Origin of the sequence: Bradyrhizobium sp. 21 (assembly GCF_023073335.1) — a bacterium.
Classification (GTDB): Bacteria; Pseudomonadota; Alphaproteobacteria; order Rhizobiales; family Xanthobacteraceae; genus Bradyrhizobium.
Genome location: NZ_JADPJG010000012.1, coordinates 377,159 through 394,349, shown reverse-complemented (window position 1 = coordinate 394,349; position 17,191 = coordinate 377,159). Strand labels below are relative to the sequence as shown.

19 protein-coding genes are annotated in these 17,191 nt (G+C 59.9%); 12 read left to right on the top strand and 7 right to left on the bottom strand.

Annotation, left to right across the window (positions count from 1 at the left end; all coding sequences use genetic code 11):
• The 8 genes from IVB31_RS15760 to IVB31_RS15725 form a co-directional block, all read left to right on the top strand.
• On the top strand, positions 1-442 hold a 442-nt coding region (locus tag IVB31_RS15760), incomplete at its 5' end, for a hypothetical protein (RefSeq protein ID WP_247323679.1).
• 204 nt (positions 443-646) lie between these two features.
• Complete coding sequence (locus IVB31_RS15755) at positions 647-1,033, top strand: hypothetical protein (RefSeq protein WP_247323675.1); 387 nt, start codon at positions 647-649, stop codon at positions 1,031-1,033.
• 131 nt (positions 1,034-1,164) lie between these two features.
• Positions 1,165-1,443, top strand: a complete 279-nt coding sequence (locus tag IVB31_RS15750) for a hypothetical protein (RefSeq protein WP_247323673.1) — start codon at positions 1,165-1,167, stop codon at positions 1,441-1,443.
• On the top strand, positions 1,440-2,363 hold the full coding sequence (locus IVB31_RS15745; protein WP_247323671.1) for a serpin family protein: 924 nt from the start codon (positions 1,440-1,442) through the stop codon (positions 2,361-2,363). Before IVB31_RS15750 ends, IVB31_RS15745 begins: the two co-directional genes overlap by 4 nt.
• 74 nt (positions 2,364-2,437) lie before the next feature.
• Positions 2,438-6,055 carry a caspase family protein gene (locus IVB31_RS15740; protein ID WP_247323669.1) on the top strand — a complete coding sequence of 1,206 codons (3,618 nt, stop codon included), beginning with the start codon at positions 2,438-2,440 and terminating at the stop codon, positions 6,053-6,055.
• A 311-nt stretch (positions 6,056-6,366) separates the two neighbouring features.
• On the top strand, positions 6,367-7,017 hold the full coding sequence (locus tag IVB31_RS15735; RefSeq protein WP_247323667.1) for a CHASE2 domain-containing protein: 651 nt from the start codon (positions 6,367-6,369) through the stop codon (positions 7,015-7,017).
• 367 nt (positions 7,018-7,384) lie between these two features.
• Complete coding sequence (locus tag IVB31_RS15730; protein ID WP_247323665.1) at positions 7,385-7,915, top strand: CHASE2 domain-containing protein; 531 nt, start codon at positions 7,385-7,387, stop codon at positions 7,913-7,915.
• Positions 7,916-7,927: 12 nt separating this feature from the next.
• Complete coding sequence (locus IVB31_RS15725) at positions 7,928-8,830, top strand: hypothetical protein (RefSeq protein ID WP_247323661.1); 903 nt, start codon at positions 7,928-7,930, stop codon at positions 8,828-8,830.
• 11 nt (positions 8,831-8,841) lie between these two features.
• Here IVB31_RS15725 and IVB31_RS15720 read toward each other — a convergent pair whose 3' ends face one another.
• The 3 genes from IVB31_RS15720 to IVB31_RS15710 are packed head-to-tail and all read right to left on the bottom strand — an operon-like array spanning position 8,842 to position 12,169.
• A complete protein-coding gene (locus tag IVB31_RS15720) occupies positions 8,842-10,059 on the bottom strand; it encodes a cyclopropane-fatty-acyl-phospholipid synthase family protein (RefSeq protein WP_247323659.1) in 1,218 nt (405 codons plus the stop codon).
• A gap of 4 nt (positions 10,060-10,063) precedes the next feature.
• The gene (locus tag IVB31_RS15715; RefSeq protein ID WP_346730871.1) at positions 10,064-10,819 is read right to left on the bottom strand and encodes a DUF1365 domain-containing protein; all 756 of its coding nucleotides are present in this window, start codon (positions 10,817-10,819) and stop codon (positions 10,064-10,066) included.
• A 36-nt stretch (positions 10,820-10,855) separates the two neighbouring features.
• Entirely contained in the window at positions 10,856-12,169 is a 1,314-nt protein-coding gene (locus tag IVB31_RS15710) for an FAD-dependent oxidoreductase (RefSeq protein WP_247323652.1), read from the bottom strand.
• 227 nt (positions 12,170-12,396) lie between these two features.
• On the opposite strand from IVB31_RS15710, the gene IVB31_RS15705 reads away from it, so the two are divergent.
• The 3 genes from IVB31_RS15705 to IVB31_RS15695 all read left to right on the top strand — a co-directional run bounded on the left by IVB31_RS15705 (position 12,397) and on the right by IVB31_RS15695 (position 14,212).
• Entirely contained in the window at positions 12,397-13,203 is an 807-nt protein-coding gene (locus IVB31_RS15705; RefSeq protein ID WP_247323740.1) for a DUF1295 domain-containing protein, read from the top strand.
• A gap of 107 nt (positions 13,204-13,310) precedes the next feature.
• Entirely contained in the window at positions 13,311-13,712 is a 402-nt protein-coding gene (locus IVB31_RS15700; RefSeq protein ID WP_247323643.1) for a DUF2177 family protein, read from the top strand.
• A 2-nt stretch (positions 13,713-13,714) separates the two neighbouring features.
• Positions 13,715-14,212, top strand: coding sequence for a TspO/MBR family protein (locus IVB31_RS15695; protein WP_247323641.1), 498 nt, complete (start codon positions 13,715-13,717; stop codon positions 14,210-14,212).
• A 50-nt stretch (positions 14,213-14,262) separates the two neighbouring features.
• Here IVB31_RS15695 and IVB31_RS15690 read toward each other — a convergent pair whose 3' ends face one another.
• From IVB31_RS15690 to IVB31_RS15675, 4 genes are all read right to left on the bottom strand, one after another.
• The gene (locus IVB31_RS15690; protein WP_247323640.1) at positions 14,263-14,565 is read right to left on the bottom strand and encodes a hypothetical protein; all 303 of its coding nucleotides are present in this window, start codon (positions 14,563-14,565) and stop codon (positions 14,263-14,265) included.
• Between the two features lie 19 nt (positions 14,566-14,584).
• Complete coding sequence (locus IVB31_RS15685; protein ID WP_247323637.1) at positions 14,585-15,169, bottom strand: sigma-70 family RNA polymerase sigma factor; 585 nt, start codon at positions 15,167-15,169, stop codon at positions 14,585-14,587.
• 76 nt (positions 15,170-15,245) lie between these two features.
• On the bottom strand, positions 15,246-15,893 hold the full coding sequence (locus tag IVB31_RS15680; protein ID WP_247323634.1) for a ChrR family anti-sigma-E factor: 648 nt from the start codon (positions 15,891-15,893) through the stop codon (positions 15,246-15,248).
• Positions 15,890-16,435, bottom strand: a complete 546-nt coding sequence (locus IVB31_RS15675; protein ID WP_346730870.1) for a sigma-70 family RNA polymerase sigma factor — start codon at positions 16,433-16,435, stop codon at positions 15,890-15,892. Before IVB31_RS15675 ends, IVB31_RS15680 begins: the two co-directional genes overlap by 4 nt.
• Positions 16,436-16,757: 322 nt before the next feature.
• Between IVB31_RS15675 and IVB31_RS15670 the strand changes: the two genes are divergently transcribed.
• Positions 16,758-17,006: a hypothetical protein gene (locus IVB31_RS15670; RefSeq protein ID WP_247323630.1), complete on the top strand. Its 249-nt coding sequence runs from the start codon at positions 16,758-16,760 to the stop codon at positions 17,004-17,006.
• Positions 17,007-17,191 lie beyond the last annotated feature (185 nt).

The following is a 17,191-nucleotide window of genomic DNA, read 5'->3' as shown; positions in this document are numbered from 1 at the left end:
TCGCGGCCATGGCGTGTTCACGTACACACTGCTCGCCGGCCTCGATGCGGCCGATGCCAACAATGACGGCGTGATCGACGTGACCGAGCTCGCGCAATATGTTGACCGCCGGCTGCCGGACCTGACCTTCGAGGCCTTCAAGCTGCGCCAAGTGCCGCAGATGAGCATCGTTGGCTCGAACTTCCCGTTGGCCTCCAAGGTCGCGCTCCTGCCGGCAGGTAAGCAGCCGCCCCTGACAAGCATTCCCATCAAGCCAACCCATGTCGTGGTTGCTCCCGCGGACGTGAAGACCGATGCAGACCAGGGCGCGAGTACGCTCAACCAGCTCGCCCCGGGCGCACAGGTCTACCTCATGCGCACGGAGAATGGTTGGACGCTGGTTGCCCAGGATGGGCAGAAACTCGGATATGTCAGGGAAAACACCCTGCTGCGTTTGCAATAAGACGGAAGCATTGACGCGAAGAGGACTATTGAAGCAATCAATTCGGAACGTTGCAACAGAATCAAGTGAAGGTCTTGATTGAAGATGTCACGATCTCGCCCGCCGCAATGGCTAATTCTCACGACTGCATTATTCCTTTTCGCTCCCGCTCCGGCAATCGCCGGATCCTGGAAGCTCGAATTTGATTCGCGCGAGCTTCCTTCCGTGAGCTACGTGGACGAACGAAAGATCCTCTTCGTGCTCGGCTGTGGTCGCGCGCTTGGTTTGCACGCCAAATATCCCGGCACGCCAGCCAAATCCGGAATGGCTTCAATCTCGATCGGAAGCGCCCAGTCGCGCATGAAACTTATCGGCGAGTTCGAAGAGCCCGATGGCGAAGACCAAACCACCTTCGTGCAATGGGACCTTGGCTTTTCCCGGCAAGATCCGGAGCTGTTCGGCAACCGCTGGGTCCGGCTCCTGTCGCGCCTGCTGTCTCTCCTTGAAAAGGCGGACCCGCTGGTAATTTCGGCTGCGCGCAGCGAATACAGGCTGCCTCGCATGGACGCACCCAACTGGCGTTCCGCCATCAAAACATGCGGCGGCAAGTAGGGAGCGCTGTGCGGAGCCTTGAACGCCAGATCACGCGGCCAATCCTAATACTCGAAAGCCTGGTGAGGGCTTTCGGGTCGGCACTATACCGCCTACTACTCATGGTACGACCAGGGGGTAGACATCTCGCCATGTCAGTGATCGACCAGAAGCTGGCGGCCATCGCCAAGCTCGAAGCGGAGCTCGGGCCGAACGACCTGAAGGTCGCGGAAGCCCTGGAGGAGTTCGCGTTGTGGTACGCCGACAACCGGATCTATTCGGGGGCCGTGCCCTATTTCCGTCGCAGCCTAAATATCCGGGAAACGAAGCTCGGTTCGGACACCGCCGTAGCGGACGCGCTGGATCGCTGGGCTCGATGCGCCGATTGCAAGGACAAGCCGAGCCGACTGAACTATTCCATCGAAGCTTGACCATCCGGCAGAGCGTATTGGGCTCGACAAGTCCCGCCGTGCTGCCGGCGCTTGACGCGCTTGCCGAGCACTATCTGCGGAAATTTCGGATTGCCGATGCCATATCCTACCGAACGCGAGGCCTCGAGATCGCCGACACCATTCACGGGCCCGTTTCCAGCGACGTGGCGGCCCGCCTTCTTTCTATCGGTTGGAATTGTTTGGCGATGAATGACCTGCGCGGGGCCGAGCCGCTGTTCCGCCGGGCGCTCGCCATCGCTAACGCCTTCGTTTTCAAGGAGTGCTGGAAGGCGCCATTCGACAAGTCGAAGGCGGCGAACAAGGCCTTTACGCGCGTTGACGGCAGCAAGGCTCAGTCCCCCACCATGTCGTTGGTATCGGACGGCATCTCTTGGCGAAGCAGCGGCCGCTTCGTGGCGGTCGAGCTATCCTACAAGGATGAAGACTTCGCTCTCACGCTGGTTACAAATGAAAAGGAGCCGGCCAAGCTCGCAAGCTTTCGCGAAGCCGTTTCGCTGCTGGCAGGCATAGATTTTCTCGACGCTAAGGTGACGCTGTCCTTACCAAAATTCGGTGGCACGACCGACAACGATCTGCTGGATGTGCTAGCAGACATGGGGCTAAAGTCCGCCATGGTCTCGTCCAACCAGTTCCCCGGACTTGCTGATGGACTCGTCCTCGGCCGCGTGCGGCAAAAAACCTGGCTCTCCGTGGATGAGATCGGGACGGAATCTGCCGCTGTGACGGCTGCGCAGGTGACCCGTTCCGCAACTGAAGGAAAAGCGGTCACAGTGACTTTCGACAAGCCTTTTATTTACGCCCTACGCTATCGCCCGACGGGCACTATCCTGATGGGGGCTACGTCGGCGATCCAGACGCTCGCGAGGGCGGCAAGAAAGATTAAGAACGATAGTTCGTGAGGATACAACACGTGCGGTGTCCAATTAACTGTGGTCAAGACGACGGAATCTGCACCGAAAACCCGGGATTTCCGATGCAGGAGTTTGTTCGTGAAGAATCGACGAACGCACCCGTACTATCAAATCGGAATCAAAGAATGCGCTTTGTTCTTCTTACGATCTCTCTGATCGCTGGTCTCATTCAGTCGTGCGCTGCTCTTGCTGGTGAGATTGGGGTCGAGGTCGTTCCGAACTTAAAACCCGAAGTTATGGACGGAGCGGGTAATGCGCACTTTAGTTTTTCACCTGACGGCTCCTTGTTCGCGAAAAGCAGTATCTCCGGTGTAGAGATACGCGACGTAAGGTCCGGCCGATTGTTGAAGGTGCTAGATTGGTACGGAAGCGCAAGCTCGTTCGGCATTGATTCGAAATCTTGGTTGTTTGCGCGCGACGGTGCGGTTCGACGGCTCGATCTGCAGAGTGGCGAGGAGAATGTCGCCTTTACGACGGGTGACGACAGCGTAACTATGATCGCGGTCGACACAAGGCAGCAGACGGTGCTCACAGCTGCACTCGATGGCTTCAAGCTCTGGGATGTCAGAAGTGGAAAATTGGCCCAAAGCGTAAAAGTCGAGTGTTGCATTGAAGATCCAAAATACCTGCCTAACGAGGGCCTCGTAGCCTTCCATCAAATGGATGCAACGAGAGGATACCGAATTCTAGATTTGAGAACCGGTATGACCTTGCAGTCGTACAAGGGAATGCCAGCGTGCATCTTTAGGATTGGGGCTGAGTTGGCAGCAGTATTTGTTCATCAGCATAAAATCGAGGCAGTAAGTCTTGCGGGCAATCGGGTATTGCGAACAATCAATATCAAGGGTGACGAGGACCCATCCAGATCGACTGTAAGATGTTCGCCGGGGGAAGATGCACTTTTGGTAGTCTCGTACAGGGACCACATAAGGATCTGGGACATTCGTTCAGGCAAACAAATCGCCGCAATGAAGGGCCTACTGCGAGCGATCTCCGGCGCTCGTGCTCTTGTCCGTGTCGATATTGCTGGAAGCAAAGAGCGATATGCAGATCTCTTAGACCTTCGAACTGGCGAGCTGAAAAAGAGGGTCAAGCTGGCAGAGCGGCACATCATGGGTATCAATTGGCCAGGTACCGTTGTTGCGACGACAGAAGATCTAAACATTGTGGCTGTCGCTACGGAGGGTTTATTCGGAATTCCCATTGGGAACACCGAATTTATAGACATGGAAACGGGGCATTCGTGGGGACTGAACGCCTTCTCGTCTGGACCTTCAATCAATCCGGTGGTCGGTGTTTTTGAGCAGAACGAAAAATTATTCGCTGCGGGTATGTTGTGGGATGCTCGGTTCGAGACCCAACCGCGAATGGTTTATAGCAAGGGCGAGCTCGTTGGCAGCGTGGTTCGACACGGAGGCGCGGGTGTCATTCTTGTAAGCGAAGCCGAAACGCTTCGTTTGATCGACACGTCATCCGGCGCGTCCATAGGGGAACTCGAAAGCCCGACTCCAAGCGTCGTGGCGATTTCGTCGAGTACTTTGGACGTCGTGTTTGTTGATCCGAGGGACGAACAGGTCATTAAGAAGTGGAGTGTGGTGACGAGGGCGTCGTCGGTGCTTCTACGGACATCGTCGCGGGGCATTACCAAGCTGGCGTTCTCTCCCGATGGTGGGCTGCTTGCGGTCGCCGATCGGTCCGGAGGAATAACTGTCTACGACAGTCGAAACAACGTTGTTGCAACGTTCGACGGTATCACGCTTGTAGATGATGTCGCGTTTTCACCCGATGGGAGGACGCTTATAATCGCGAGTAGGAACGGGATAACCACAGGTGAAATCGCAAGCCCACGAAAACGGCGGACGGTTGTGGAGTGGAATGCGCTTCACCCTTCTGTGACGGCGATGGCGCCTTCGCCAACGGGACAGTACATCGCGTTGGCATCTGAAGACAAGATTCTGATCTTAGATGTTGAAGAGAGGCGCATTGTTAGAGAGATTGTGCGAAGAAGGACGAACTCTAAAAGCATCTATTGGACCAGGGATGGTCACATAGTGAGCACAGAGAACGGCGCAGCGGCCAAAGTATGGAATTCCAGTACGGGTGATGTGCTAGGGACGCTGTATAGTTCTGACGATGGGGCGTGGGCCGTCATTACTCCCGAAGGTTTTTTTGATGGATCGAGCGAAGGTATTAAGAATATCAGTGTCGTTCGAGGTCTTCAGCTTTCATCGGTAGATCAGGTTTACAACGCGTTATACCGGCCCGATCTGGTTCGAGAGAAGTTGGCGGGCGACCCCAGCGGCAACGTGAGAGCGGCGGCCGCGCAGCTCGATCTGGATAAGGTGATGGCGAGTGGCGTGCCGCCCAGGGTGGCGATCACCTTGCCTGCATCAGGCACCTCATTTTCTGTCAATCAAGTTGAGGTTCATGCCACGATCAGCGATCAAGGTGGTGGTGTGGGCAAGGTGGAATGGCGGGTCAACGACGTGACGCTTGGGATCGAGGAGCGTGGCATCAGACGTACAGACCAGAGCGCGGCGAATTCGATCAAGATGAGCCGCACGCTTGGCCTGATGCCGGGCGAGAACAAGATTACGGTACTAGCCTACAACGCGGCTGGCCTGATCGCCTCGGTACCCGCGGAGATCACTATCTCCTCGGTGCAAAAGGCGGCGGCGAAGCCGCGCTTGTACGTGCTCGCCGTTGGGGTGAACGACTACTGGGACAGCGCGCTGCGGCTGAACTTTGCGGCACCGGATGCCAAAACGATCGGTGACGGCTTCAAGCGGGGCGGGGATAAGCTCTACGAACAGGTTGAGGTGCGCACAGTGCTGGACGGCGAGGTAACCGCCGAAAAGCTCGATATAGTATTCACGGAGTTGGGCAAGAACGTTCGCCCGCAGGACGTGTTCGTGTTCTTCCTTGCCGGCCATGGTAAGACGGTCGACGCGCGCTTCTACTTCCTGCCGCAGGATTTTCGGTATTCGGGCGAGGATTCCATATTAAAGAAGGGTGTCGGACAGAACCAGCTGCAAGATTGGGTCTCGCGCATCAAGGCACAGAAGAGCGTGCTGCTGTTCGATGCCTGCGAGAGTGGTTCGCTAATCGGCGACAAGATCGCGATGCGCGGAATCGAGGAGAAGACTGCGATCGAGCGCATGACCCGGGCGATGGGGCGAACGGTGTTGACCGCCACCACTGGCAGCAAGCCCGCTATCGAGGGGTACCGTGGCCATGGCGCGTTCACCTACACGCTCCTCTTGGGGCTCGAAGCAGCGGATTCGAACGGCGACGGTGTAGTCGAAGTGACAGAGCTTGCGCAATATGTTGACCGGAGACTTCCCGAGCTAACCTACGATGCCTTCGGGATGCGCCAAGTACCGCAGATGAGCATTGTGGGCTCGAATTTCCCGCTGGCCTCGAAGGTGTCGCTGCTGATCGCTGATGGCGGAGACGGCCGGGGAGCTACCCCGCTTGTCTTTCCAATCAAGCCCACGCATGTTGTCATCAAGCCGGCAGATGTGTATGAGGAGAGCGCCGGTGGGGGCGGCAAGCTTGAGCAACTCTCGCCGGGCACGCTTGTCTCCCTCGTCAGGTCCGATCAGGGCTGGGCGCTGGTGGTTCGGGATAACAAGCAGATCGGCTATGTGGCCGAAGATCGCCTGACGCGCATTCAGTAACGGACGCAAGCATCGGCACCTGGTGCCGCGCCATGGCATGTGCCTCCCCTGATCAACGGCAAAAACGTCGCCAGCTGCGCGAGTATCGGCCCTCCAAGCGGATGAATTCCTATCAGCCAAAAACTATCGTACTGAGCCCAATCAACGCAAAGATAAGGTGAGAATGGCCGCAACCCAGGTTTTATTTTGCCTCACCGCATTTCAACGATGATTTCTGCACAGCATAACCAACTGTCCCCGAACCCTCACGAGAAGGAGGCATTCGACCGCTGCCCGTCTGCACCCGGAGGCTTCAGGCCACTGGAGCGCCCATGAAGGGCTTTGTCGGCTTTTTCACACGCGGGACCAGGCTGAATAACATCTCTCTCTGGAAGCTCGCTGCGCTTTCAGCCGTGACCATCCTCGTCGTCTTCGCCGCTGGTATTGAACGGCGGTCGAGCACGCTTGTGGAGTGGGTGCTCGATCCTGACAATCTCATCAATTTCGCGATAGACTGGCGTGGGCATGCTCCGAACGGCGTCGCCGTCACCGTCATCGACATTGACGAGGCGAGCTACGAGGCATGGGGACAGCCGTTGTCGACCCCGCGAAAGCGGCTGTTTGAGCTTATCGAGGCCGTCGAGCGGCGACGGGCAGCTTCAATTGTCGTTGATATCGATGTGCTGGCCAACTCCACACTTGAGGAAGCAGCCCTAACGCTCGACAGGCTAGCCAGCTATTCTCGTCGCCAGTCCGCCAAGGGCGCCGGCAGAATTCCGCTGAGCCTGGTCCGCAGCATGTGGGGGGCGACCGTGGCGGCGCAACGGCGCATACGCTCACTCGTTTGCCCGAGTTCGATCGTGAGCGGATCGCCGAATGGAATGGACGCCTCGAAGTCCTGGTGGCGCGCGGTGGTGGGAACACAGATAACCCAAGCCTGTTGTGGGCGGCCGCGTTGTTCGAGACCGATTTCGGCGGCGTGATTCGCCATTGGCGGCTTCTGGAGCCAGTCTGCGACGGCGAGGTGGCTCAGCGCCGCTCGTTTCTTTCGGTGGGACTGATCGTTGCCGGCCTGTCTCGCGAGGGGAAGCAGAGTGTGGAATCCCTCAATAGCGCTGCGAGATCCTACGCACAGCGCTATTGCGATGATCCGGCGAATGCCGCTCGAACGCCCGACATGCGTGAGTTCGGCTGGCTTGCCTCCGATTCTCGCATCGTCAGGCTGCCGTATCTGTTCTGGCCCGCAAGGCTGGTCCCTTCCGCTTCGGCACCGGTCGCGCCGTCGACGGCCGGGTCGTCCCGTTGCAGGACATTCGCTCGGCTGCAGCCGTTCTGGAGCGGGAGAAGCCGGTGGCCGAGACTTACGCCGCATCTGGATTCTGCGAGTCTACCGCCGCAGTGACGCCGTTGCCCCTGACATGCGAGGCTGTGCAAGGTCGCGCCGTACTGGTCGGCTCAAGTCACCGCGACAGCCGCGATCTGCACTTCACACCGCTCGGCCCGATGCCCGGCGCCTATGTGCTCGCCAATACCATCGCGGGCGCGCGCGACACCCTGCTGAATTCTGGCGGCTTCGGTCTGGATTCCCGGTTTTGGGGTATCGCTCTGTTCGTAGCCTTTGCTCTGCTAGCGGCGCGTCTGCGCAACATCTTTGCGATCGCCGTCGGCGCCTCGTTGGCGCTCGTTTTCCTTTCCGTCATTGCCAACTGGCTGTCGATCCCGGCATCGCGGTCTTATGAGAGCGTCAATTCCGCGATGGTCATGCTCGCCGTCTTTCTGGCGTTTGCAGCCATCGTTCCGGATGTGGAGAAATGGATCGCGGTCGTCGGCAGCCGCTTGTTTCAGCGGCCTGTCGGCGGCTCGACGAACGACGGATCATAACGAGGAGCCATCATGCAACAGGGGCCAGTTCTTTGCTGTCTTTATCTGTCGTTCGCTTTGCTCACAGCGCCGTCATATTGTTTCGCGCAGGAGGCCGGCGGGAAGCGACCAGTGGGGCTCATCGTTTCCATCGTGCCGCACAAGGGCAAGTTGCCCGTCGCCAATGTGGTGGTTGTGACGCAAGGGAAGGAACGGCCGGTAAGCGAGGGCGATTTCGTCTCGGAGGGCAACGAGATCATCGTGCCCGACCGTGACCAGACCGTGGTGATCTCGCAGCGTGGCGGCAATTCGACGATCTGTATAGACAGCGATGCAGCAAACCGCTGCCGCTCGGTCGTCGCTGGTGGTTCAGTACTCAGCCCGCTGGGTCACTTTTATGAATCGAGACCGCGCCGTCGCGGCTGCCCGAGGCGACTATCCGTCCGTTCGGCGAGAAGGCAACGGACAACACTGCATCTGAGTGCCCCCGGAGTGTTCGCAATTCCTGTCCCGTCGCGGCATCCCAAATTTTTACGGTGTCGTCCTTACCTCCTGACACGATCGTCTGGCCGTCTGGCGAATAGGCGGCGGCGTTCACCTCTTCTGTATGCCCTCGAAGCGTCCGAAATTCTCGCCCGTCGCCGCATCCCGGAGCCTGATGGTGTGTTCAAATATGGTTCGTATCCAAAACTACGGCAGAGTGGCTTAGTCATCGCGAGTTCAGCTTTGGCCGCTTTTAGCCCGCATAGCGGTATGAAACGCGCAGAACTTGTCGACATGTGCACAATTGAGTGGTACAAAGGGCCCGTCAGCTCAAGCGATAAGTCGCTGATTTTGCTGAGCTTTGATCTCGTCATGTCCAGTCCGCCCCTGGGCACCATTTTCCCGAAGCGGACATCTGCAATTGGCTGGCGCTCGGTGAAGCAAGGCGTCTGACGGCGATCGCGTCAGCTTCGGCGCGCAAATACAAGCTGCCGGACGTCGATCTTTCCGGCCCTGAAGCCTGCCTCGCAGTAGCACAGATAATATTCCCAAAGCCGCCGGAAGGGCTCGTCGAACCCGAGCGAGGTCAGGTCTACCCATGCCTGGCCGAAGTTCGCTCGCCAGACCGCAAGTGTCCTTGCGTAATCTTGTCCAAAGACCTGCTCGCGTATCAGAGGTATCTCCAGGCGGTCGCCGAGCAAGCGCAGGACATTCGGGGACGGCAGCATTCCGCCCGGAAAAATGTATCTCTGGATGAAGTCTACGCGCCGCCTATAGCTTTCGAAGAGTTCGTCCCGCACGGTGATGGCCTGGATACCCGCAAGACCGCCGGGTTTGAGCCGTCGATGCAACTGACCGAAATATGTGGGCCAGAACGGCTCGCCGACGGCCTCGATCATCTCGATCGAGGCGATGCGGTCGAACTGCCCGTCTTGATCGCGGTAATCCTGTAACCGAACCTCGACATTTTCGGTGAGCCCGGCTTCCTGGATTCGCCGGCTGGCGAATGCGTGCTGCTCCTTGCTGATGGTGAGCGCCAATACTTTCGCGCCGCAACTCTTGGCGGCATATTCAGCAAAACCGCCCCAGCCGCATCCGATCTCGAGCAATGTATGGCCGGGCCGCAACTCGATCGCCTTCGCGAGCTGTTGGTATTTGTGCTGTTGGGCGGCGAGCAGGTCGGTCGTCCCGGGCGAGAACAAGGCCGACGAATAGGTCATGCTGGGATCGAGCCAGGCAGCAAAGAACTCGTTCCCGAGATCGTAATGCGCGTGGATGTTCAGCCGCGATCCCTGTCGCGTGTTTCGGCGCAATCGATGAAGCGCCCGCCGGCAAAGCCGGACGAGCGCATTGCCTGCAAAGGCGTTATCGACCAGGTCTTCGTTGAGACAGAGCACATACAGAAGCTGGGATAGATCCGGTGTGGTCCAATCCCCCCGCACGTAAGCTTCGGCCATGCCGATGTCGCCGCCCAGCACCAGACTTCGTGCGAACCCGTAACTGTTGAGTTCGATGGTCGCCGACGGACCCGGATGCGTTCCCCGCAACACGACCGTCCTGCCGTCAGGAAGGCGGACGTCCACCGTGCCACGCTTCATCTGCGAAGCAAGCCGCAGAGCTAGCCGAGCGAAGAAGGGGACGTCATCGAAGCGAGCAGTCTGGCGAGTGGCTGCGAGATCCATGGCTTCACATCTGGCGTTGGTTCGGACGGGGAACGTAGGGAACACCTTTCAGCCAAAGCCGGATCGCTTCCCAATGGATGGCCGCGATGACCTTGACGGTGAGAAAGGGCATGGTCGCGAGCGACGCCAGCAGGACGCGGCTGGTCAGGGAGCGACGCTGGCCCGAGAAGGCCGCCTCAAACACCGCACCTCGCTCATCGCTCTGCGCGATTCTGACATTCACTTGCCGGGCGGGTGGGGAGATGCTGAAGTGATAATGTGTGTGCATGTCCATGAATGGCGAAACGTAAAACTCCTTCGCCTGGCTTTGCCGGATGACACAGTCGGCGGGAACGTCCTCTACCGGGAGGATGTAGGAATGCAGTTCGCCAAACGTGTTGCGCACCTCGTAGACCAGCAGTGCAAGATTGCCGCATCTGGCGTAGCAGAAGTAGATCGAAAGCGGGTTGAACACGTAGCCGAAGACCCGCGGATAACACATGAGGAGAATACGCCCTCCCGCCAGGTCGATATCGCGTTTTTCCGCCAAGCATCGCACATATTCGCTCAGGCCCGCGCCGTTGCGCTCCCCATGATCGGATTCGTGAAAGCTGAAGGCTGCCGCGCGATTGACGCCAAACAGGCGCGACTGGCGGCCCGCTTCATCAAGCCGGTCGAGGTCGATGAGCAGGCTCATGACGCGGTAAGTGAACCTGTGGTGCACAGGCCGCATTCGCGCGTGCATGACCCGGCCCTGGTAGAGCGCGACTGCTGATGCCATCCCCGTTCGTTCCGGTGCGGTCGATTGCGACATCTTCTACTCGGCCGCCTGCGCCATCAACGGCCCGGACGGTCGCCACGGCAACTCACTGCCAAGCGCCTCGGCGACGGCGATACCGGAACGCAGGCCATCCTCATGGAAACCATAGCCGGTCCAGGCGCCGCAGAACCAGGTGCGTCTGCGCCCCTGGATTTCGGGAAGCCGACGCTGCGCGGCGAACGCGCCAGCATCAAATTGTGGATGCTCGAATGTAAACTTCCCGAAAGTGAGATGAGGCGCCGGCTCGCAGGGAGGATTGAGGCTGACGAATAACGGCTTGCGGTCATCGATACCCTGCAGCCGGTTCATCCAATAGGTCACGGCGACGTCGTTCTGGGCAGGCGTTTCACGCCGCCAGCGCAAGAAATTCCAGGACGCCCATGCCTTGCGACGCCTGGGCATCAATTTGGGGTCGCGGTGCAGATAGGCCGTATTTGGGGCGTAGCGAACCGCGCCGAGAATGGATCTCTCGCGCGGATCGGGATCCGACAGCATCGCCAGGGTCTGGTCGCTGTGACAAGCCATCACGACGGCGTCGTAGGCTTCCTGGTTGCCGTGACTGTCGCGGATCGTCACGCCGTGCTCGGTTCGATCGATCGACGTCACGGCGCAGCCTAACCGGATGCGGCCCTTGAACCCGGCTGTGAGCTTTTCGACATAACGCCGGCTGCCGCCCTGGACGGTCCGCCAGCGCGGGCGATCCAGATGCAACAGCCGGTGATTGTCGAAGAAGGCGGTAAAGTTCTCCGCGGGAAAGGAGAGGATGTCAGCCGAGGGCGACGACCAGATGGCAGCCCCCATCGGTCCCAGATAATCGCTGAACAAGCGCCCGCTGAATGCTCCCTTGCGCAGATATTCCCCGAGAGTGAGGTTCTGCAGCCGGCCCGCCCGCAGGTCGGAGACGCTTTCCTTGTTGAATCGGAGGACTTCGGCCAGCATGCGAAAATATGACGGGGAGAAGAGGTTGCGCGGCTGAGCGAACAGGCCGGAGGCGACCTGCAGGAAGGTCTCGCCGCCGCCCCGCCATTCGAACCGACCATGGTCGGCTGACATCGCAAAGCTCATGCATGTCTCCTCGGTCTTCACGTCCAGATGCGCGAACAGCGAGGTCAATTCCGGATAGTTTGGCTCGTTGAATACGATGAAACCGATGTCAACGTCGATCTCTTCGCCGTCGTAGTCGACACGTACGGTATGACTGTGTCCGCCCGGTCGCAACTCGCGCTCGTACACCGTTACAGCATGGGAATTAGCCAGGAGCCATGCTGCGGCATTGCCGGCAATTCCCGTCCCGATCACCGCCAAACGCATGCTTTGTCGCCCCCACCGCCATACCGCCAACCAGGCCGGAGAATCCGGTTTCCGGCCAATGTCGCCCGCAAGCCCGCCCTGTCAGCGCGGATTTCTGACCGATCAGGTACGGCTTCAGGAAACGTTCGAAGGGACGGCGTGGATCACCCTGCTTCCAGCGGCCCTGCCGGGATATGAAACCCGGGCCCAGGGCGGACGTAATGAGCAGAATTCGCTTGGTGGTGAGGATGGGTTTTCTGCAAATACAGGCGGTGGCTGGCGTCGCTTTGGCCCTTTCACTATTGATGGGACAGGCCTGGATGGTCCAGCAGCGGACGGGCAATTCCAGCTGGGTCGACATGATCTGGACTTACTCCGTCGGCCTCGTTGGAGCGGTTGCCGCGATGTGGCCGCTCGCCGAGGCGCTGCCGGCGCGCCAGGTGCTCGTCGGCGGGCTCGTGCTGGTTTGGTCGGCGAGGCTCGGCACGCATATCGCGCGCCGCGCCGCGTCGGGAATCGACGATCCGCGATATGCGGCCTATGCGCAGGAATGGGGTCCTGAGGCGCCTCGCCGAATGTTCGCCTTCCTGCAATCGCAGGCGTTCGCTTCGGTGCCGCTGCCATACGCCGTCTTCCTGGCCGCGCACGTTCCTCGGGCCGCACTCGGCGTGCAAGACTATGCCGGAGCACTCATCGTGCTGGCGGCCATCGCAGGCGAGGCCATCGCGGACGAGCAATTGCGGCGCTTCAAGCGCCACCCGTCGAACGCCGGCCTCGTTTGCGATATCGGGCTTTGGCGCTGGTCGCGTCATCCGAATTATTTCTTCGAATGGCTCGGATGGCTGGCCTACCCGATCATCGCGCTGTCGCCGGATTACGCATGGGGCTGGGCAAGCCTGATCGCGCCGGCGATCATGTACTGGATCCTCGTGTACCTGACCGGAATACCCCCGCTCGAGGCCCAGATGCTTCGATCGCGGGGCCGTCGCTATCGGGATTATCAGGCACGAACCAGCGCTTTCTTTCCACGACGGCCAAAGCGGACCTCGGAATGATCTACGCGGAAGAAGCGCACCGCGTGATCCGGCGACTATTCTCCGTCGTTTAAGCAGTCATTACCTTTGTCAAACCGGCTGCGAAATAACCGGGAGGGAGACCGGACATGAGCTTGTTGTTCACATATCTGTCGGTGGCCGTGACCTTCGTTGCGCTCGACATGATCTGGCTCACGACCATGGTCGAAAGGCTTTACCGGCCGGTGCTGGGCGACATGCTGCGGTCCAAGCCTGATCTGGCCGCCGCAGCGGTGTTTTATCTAGCGTATCCCGTCGGCTTGATCTGGTTCGCGGTGATGCCGGCCCAACAGGACGGGAGCGCGCTGCGCGCCTTCACGTCCGGCGTATTGCTGGGCTGTTTCACCTACGCGACTTACGATTTGACCAACCAGGCGACGCTGCGGAATTGGTCGACAGGGTTGACCATCGCGGACGTCTGCTGGGGATCATTCCTCGCCGGTGTCAGCGCCTGGATCGGATTCCTTGTCGCTCAAAAGATGGCGCATTGATCATGCCTGAAACGCACAGCGGAATGTCGGGGCACGATGCCGATGGCCGCGGCAAATGGTTCCGATGCGCCGCTTTTCTCTGTCTCGTTCCTGCCGCGGGTATTTTGATCGGTATGCTCAACCGTCCGGGTGCGTGGTATGCCGCGCTGAACAAGCCATCCTTCAACCCGCCGGATGCCATCTTCGCACCGGTTTGGACGGTTCTGTTCATTTTGATCGCCGTGGCGGGCTTCCGCACCTTCGAGGCCGATCCGCGCGGGACGTCGATGAGATTATGGGGCCTGCAGATGATCCTGAATTTTGCATGGTCTCCGATTTTCTTTTCGCTTCACCGCATGGACGTGGCTCTCGGCGTCATTGTTGCCCTGTTTGCCGTGATCGTCGCATTCAGCTGGCATCGATGGAGCACGGATCGGCTGGCAGCGACGCTCTTCATTCCCTATGCCGGGTGGGTCGGTTTCGCGACCTTGCTCAACATGTCGCTGCTTCTCCTCAATTAGCGTCGCTGAATGGATTTCGTCGGCGTCGAACGGAGTACGTGTCGCCGGATTCAAGGATGCTTCGGCCCACCGAACGCGACGAACGCATCTCTGGTTTCCGCGATCTTGTCAGACAATGACGTGAACGCGCTCTCGGCTCTCAGCTTTCCATCCTCGTCAAGAACATGATGCGCGACGTCGAGCAATCGATCCCCCAGACGTTCCATGACGGTGAGTAAATGCGCGAGACCTTCGGCGGGCTGCTCGACTGCCAGACCCTCGACCTCTCTCACGATCTGTTCGAGTCTCGCAACGGAGGACACAAGCGGATCCTGGCGCTCCCGATCGGGGAATTCGATGATCTCTGCGGTCACGCGCGCGGCCTCGCCTGATTCAAGCGGCGGTCGAGGCCGCAAGGCAGTCCTTGCGCACCGCCAGGAGGGTCCGGTGCAGCCAGGTCTTGATGGTGCCGACCGGCACTCCATAGCGCTGCGACAGGCTCGCGCGGCTTTCGCCCTCGAGGTAGGCCAGCGCCACCAGTCTGCGGCGGTCTTCCGGCAGACCAGCCAGCACGCCACGCGCGATCGGTTCGGCCCGGGCGTAATCAAAATCGTCGATCGGTGACGGATCAGCGGCGGCCGAAACCAAAAGCGCCTCCTCCAGCTCGGAAGTCGGTAGTCTTCTGGCCCGCAGATGATCAATTGCGGTATTGCGAACGATGGTGGACATCCAGGCCATCCCGGGGGCGCGACCAGCGTCGAACCGACCGGCGTTGCGCCAGATCTTCAAATAGGCTTCCTGGAGAATGTCTTCGACGTCGTGCGGCGGGGCTCCGACTGCGAGCGCAATCCTGCGCAGCTTGTATCGCGTCAGCATATGCAGCTCTGCGAAGGCCCGTGTGTCGCCCGCTGAAATGCGTGCCAGCAGTCCCGGGATTGTTTCGCTCTGTGCCTGCGTCGTCAGGCTTAAGCCGGCCATGTCCTGTCTCCCTCGCGTCTCCTTCGAAACGCTCCGGGTTCGCGTTCGGATCACCCGGCAGAAGGACGCAAGTGGATCAAAGCCGCACGAATGGCCCTATCAACCGGCCGAGCAGCCCGTTCATGCGCAGGTCGCCGGTCATCGCGACCAGGCAGACGCAAGGGCCTTCTTGGCCGACGATAGGGCGATGGTCGATCTCGTCATCGCCGTAGTCGAAATCACCGGGGCCAAACCGACCGCCCTCGTGGCTGAAGCTGCCCTCGAGCACAAGCGTCAATTCGGTTCCGGTGTGAGTGTGTTCGAGCATGCGCGTGCCCGGCGCGGATCGAAGCAGAAACGCCCGGGCATTTTCCGCTCCGGCAAGCTCGATTGGTCGCATGCTCACACCCGGCGCAACACGTCTGCGTTTGCCGATGCGGTAGTTCCGGAGCGCCGATGGAATGTCCTCCTCCCGGCCATGATCGCGACCGGTGTCCGGCGCCGTTCGTTCTTCGGGAGTGTCGTGAATCCGGGACATCACCTGCTCGAACGCATTCGAGGCGACCGGCACCGGCTCGACAGCTTCGAGCGCCAGCCCTGCAAGTTGCTCGATGGCCTGCACGAACCGGGCGCACCGCGCGCACCCTGCCACATGCACCCCCACCACCAATTGATGGGCCTCTTCCAACCTGCCGGCCGCAAAGTCGGCGAGAAGATCTTCCGGCGGATGATGGTTGATCGTCATGCCTGTTCGTCCAATATGTCTCTCAAGCGGTTCATCGCCAGTCTGATCCGCGACTTGACGGTTCCGAGCGGAATACCGAGCAGGCTCGCGATGTCCGGGTGCGGCTTCTCCTCGATGAACGACAGTCTCACCACCATGGATTGCTCCGCGGAGAGCCGCGTGATGGCCGACGCGATCCGCGCCGCATCCTGCACGCGCGAGATCACGACATCCGCCGACTCGGCGGGATCCGGCGTATCGGGCAGCTCCGAGGTGCCGCCGAGGCGGTTTGCCCGGGCTCTGCGGCGGAACATATCAATCCGCAGATTGCGCGCGATGGTGAATATCCATGCCGCAGCGCCCGCTGTTGCAGGATCGAACTGGCTCGCCTTTCGCCAGACCGCGATCAGGGCACTCTGGGCGATCTCCTCCGCCTCGTCGGCACTGCAACCCGCCCTCAGCATCAGCCCCTTGATGCGTGGCGCGAAATGCTCGAATAGGCGCTTGAAGGCCTCCCGATCTCCGGTCGAGGCGACGCGTCCGATCAAATCAGCCCAGTCCACCTGTTCCTTCGGCCCTTTGCTCACACCGGTCGACAGCAGCGCTAAAACCCTGCGAGGTATACCAGCCTCGGCCCGGATTGGCCCGTCTAAAGCTCGGATAGCAACGTTCATAGCGCCTCGACAAGCGTCCTCTGGATCTGTGAACGAACGGAGACGGGCGCTGGATCACTGCGGAAGGCGCATCTTTTATATGTTCCGGCGCGCGGCTCCGACCGATTTGGCGGGCGCCAGGTCATGGAGCCGAGCCCTTTGGCACTCTGCTTGCTCAGTCAGGACCAAAGCCGGGCCTCAGCGAAGAGGTCGTTTCAGGTTGAGGCAAGTGATGCAAGAAGTGTCCCGTTCTGGTGCTGCCGGTGAACTCCGGCTCGATGCGTTGATCGCCGATTTGTGGTGGCGCGTACGGCTGTTGAACACCGACATTCTCGAGGAAGAAGCTCGCGCCGGGGTGTTTGACGTGCTTCAGCCGACATACCCGCTGCTTGCGGCCAATTTGCGAGCGCGACGCGACAATTTGGTCGCCACGATCGGCGTGCTGGAGCAGCGCGCGAAATCAGTTTTGGAAGCAGCTTGAGAGCGGTCTCCGGCTGTGGCGGCGATCAAAGCCCGCCCGCGCCGCAATCGCCGAGCCTGAAGCGCGATGAGGGGAGCGGTCGTGACAGGTCACCGCTCCAGCCTTTCCCTGGTCGCGTGAAGAATATCGTCTGACAGTTTTTGATCGTTGACGGCGCGGGCGAGCACGAGCGCGCCGACCAGAGA